This window comes from Protofrankia sp. Cr1 (assembly GCF_963555865.1).
Taxonomy (GTDB): Bacteria; Actinomycetota; Actinomycetes; order Frankiales; family Frankiaceae; genus Protofrankia.
The window spans coordinates 1-3033 of sequence record NZ_CAUVXO010000612.1; the positions used below are offsets into that span (position 1 = coordinate 1).

A 3033-nucleotide genomic window follows, 5' to 3' on the forward strand; every position below is an offset into this window, starting at 1 on the left:
CGCCGGCCGGGTGGTGCACTCACGGCGTCCGGCCGTCCTGCGCCTGATCGGATCGGTGCTGGTCGGCGCCACCGGGGCCGTGCATCTCGCGCTGTTCGTCCTGCCGCAGAGCTACCTGGCCGCGAATCCCTACTGGCGGAACTTCTTCATCACCCGGAACACCGCGGTCGGCCAGCTGCGCACGGCCGGCTGGGAGCTGCCGCGCAACGCGTTCACGGCGGCGATGACCCGTCCCGACGGGCAGTTCGGCTCGCCCTTCACCGGTTCGCCGCTGCTGGCCGACCCCGACCAGCGACTCCACGTGTGCGTGATCGCGGGGGCACTGCTGTGTTGGGCGGTCGGCAGCTATGTCGCGGCGCGCGGCCGGGCCGGCCGGGCCTTGCTGGTCGCGCTCGGCGGAACGCTGCTGCTGATCGTGCTGGCCTCGGCGCGAGGACAGTGGCCGGTCGGATTCGTGCGGGCCAACCTGTTCGTGTTACCGTTACTGTACGTAGTCGCAGGTATCGGCGCATCGGCTCTGGTCGGGCTCGCCCGGTCACGGATCGGACACGCGCGAATCGGACGAGTCTGGCGAATCCGACGGTCGGTCATGGTGATCCCCGTACTGGCCGTTCCGCTGGCGGTCGTTGTGGCCGCAGCCGTGGCCGTGACGGCGGTAAGCGCCCAGCGGATCCTCCAGATCCGGGCCAGTGCGTACAGTCCCCTACTCCTCGGGGACATGCGGGAGCTGGTCGCCACCGCCGAGCGGACCTCCCGGCCGGGTGACATCCAGATCGTGATCCCCGGCCGGTGGGATGAAAGGCAGTGGTACAAGGCACAGCAGTACTACGTGTCGTACTACAGCGGTTACCAGGCGCCGGCTGTACCACGGCTGCCGATCGCCGAGGTGAACACCCTGGTCCTACCCCCGCTGGGTTGGAACACCTCGATACCGGCGTTCCTCGCCGCGCGTCCGGACGCGGGCGCCCTGTACCTGATCACATACAACCTGGTGTTCCCTGACAGCCTTCACAGCCTTGACAGCATGCTCGCCGCGTTCGGCTGGTGCCCGGACGACTCCGGCCGGCGGTCCTGGCCGTTGACCGGCCAGCTCACCCGCTTCATCCACTGCCCGTCGTCCACGACCGCAACGAGATAGATGAAGATCAACGCTCGCATCCCAGCCGTAGACGGCAACGAGTTGCCAGATCCAGGAAGTTGCCTATGCTTGGCAAGTCTCTAGATTTGGCAAGCAGCTGCTGGGAGGGTCGTGTCTTTTCTTGATTGTCGGCAACTGCTCTCCAGCGGCGTCGATCGCCTCCTGTCGCATGTTCGTTTCGTGGTTGTCAGTGGGCTTTACTCGCCGGCTATTGTTCGGCGAGGTGGATAAGCACACCGTTCTCATCACGCCAGGGCAGGTCGTGTGTGGCGAGGCGTTCGAGGGTCGGTAGGTCGATACGTCGTGCTCCGACTGATTCGGTGAGAACGGTGGAGGCCTGGATGTTCGCGGCCACGCCCAGGTAGAGCAGGATCGCTGAGACGAATATTCCGGCCGCCCACCACGGGTTTGCCGTTACCGCAAGAGTTCCGATCAGGAAGGTGAAGGGGAGCACCAGGCCCATCCGGAGTTCGTATTCCGCCCGGTAGCGGTCGTAGGCGGCGTAGATATCGGCTTCACGGCCCACGATCCGGACGGGGGTACGCAGGAGATCGAGCCTGCATTCTTCCTGGGGGTCAGCGGTGTCGAGCAGCGCGTCGAGGAGACGGGCACGCACCGCCGGGATGGTGCGGGCCTGTTCGATGACGATATCCGGATCCGCCTCGAAGCCCGCAGCGAGACTGGTGCCGTGTGCGGCAGCGGTGACCTGAACCGCGTGGAGCCGTCGCGCTGTTTCCGCGCGGATGACGCCGTCGGCGAGGAAACGTTCGTCTATGCGCAGGTAGACCAGCGATATGATCGTGGCGCGAACACGTTGCCATTGGGCGCGGGGCATGAATCGACGCAGACGGGTGGCGGCGAGGAGATTCCCGAGCCGATTGATCAACGGGTTGGCGGCAATGGAAACCACGCCGACCAGGTACGCGGCAAAGGTGACCGCTGCCGTGACGGCGGCCCGCCCGGCGGCACTGCCGAGTGTGACGACGTCGTGAACGACGCCGGTCGGATGCGCCGAGGGCTCAAGGTGCGGTGCGAAGACGAGCCACAGACCGAACAGCCACAGGTAGCCCGCGGCGACCGGTGCACGTAGGTCTCGCAGACCGGGCAGCAGCGCAGCGAGCACGGTGTGACCGTAACTGGCCGATGCTGTACGGGTATGTGCCGGGTCGGGTGTGTAATACCGGTGGGAGAGTCACGGCTCACGCCAGGTGACGGGGGGTGCCGGTGGTGGCTGCGGTGGTGTTCGTGCACGGGATCGGGCAGCAGCAGCGGGGGCCGGCGACGCTGGCCGGCCCGTGGCAGGCCGCGCTCGCCGACGGCGTGTGGAAGGCCGGCCATGGCAGCCTCGCGGTCCGACTCCGCCAACCGCCCGCAACCGCCGGGGCGCTCGCCGTCGAGATGGCTTTCTACGCGGACCTGTTCGACCCGCCGGACCGGCAGGGCCGGTCGACCGACCTGGGTGACCTCGACCCGTCCGAGGTGGCGGCGCTCGAAGAACTGGCCGGGGTCCTGCTCCGCCGGGCCGCCGGCGCGGCGGGCACCGAGGCGGACAGGCGTACCGCCCAGGACGAGGTGGCCCGGCTGGAGGGCAGGCTCGGTGAGCTGCAGGGCGTCGGGAACGTGGCCCGCGGTGCGCTGGCGGCGGTGGCACGGCTGCGCTGGTTCGGCCCGTTCGGGATGGCCGTCGCGCAGCGGTTCGTCGTCCGCGCGCTCGTGCAGGTCGTGCGCTACCTCCACGAACCCGCGCTGCGCCAGCAGGTCCAGGCCCGGGTCGCCGGTGTCGTCGGTGCCGACACCCGGGTACTGATCGGGCATTCCCTCGGGTCCGTGGTCGCCTTCGAAGCTGCCTGTCGGATGGGTGGCAGACTTCCCCTGCTGGTCACGTTGGGTAGCCC

General features: G+C 68.3%; 2 protein-coding genes and 1 pseudogene. 2 read left to right on the plus strand and 1 reads right to left on the minus strand.

What is annotated here, in order from left to right:
• Nucleotides 1-1138, plus strand: a pseudogene (locus U9980_RS26690) (hypothetical protein); the annotation flags it as partial.
• Nucleotides 1139-1346: 208 nt separating this feature from the next.
• On the opposite strand, the gene U9980_RS26695 reads toward U9980_RS26690, so the two are convergent.
• Nucleotides 1347-2261, minus strand: a complete 915-nt coding sequence (locus U9980_RS26695) for a hypothetical protein (protein WP_322770455.1) — start codon at nt 2259-2261, stop codon at nt 1347-1349.
• A 95-nt stretch (nt 2262-2356) separates the two neighbouring features.
• Here U9980_RS26695 and U9980_RS26700 point away from each other — a divergent pair.
• The coding region (locus U9980_RS26700; protein WP_322770456.1) for a hypothetical protein at nt 2357-3033 on the plus strand (677 nt) is incomplete at its 3' end.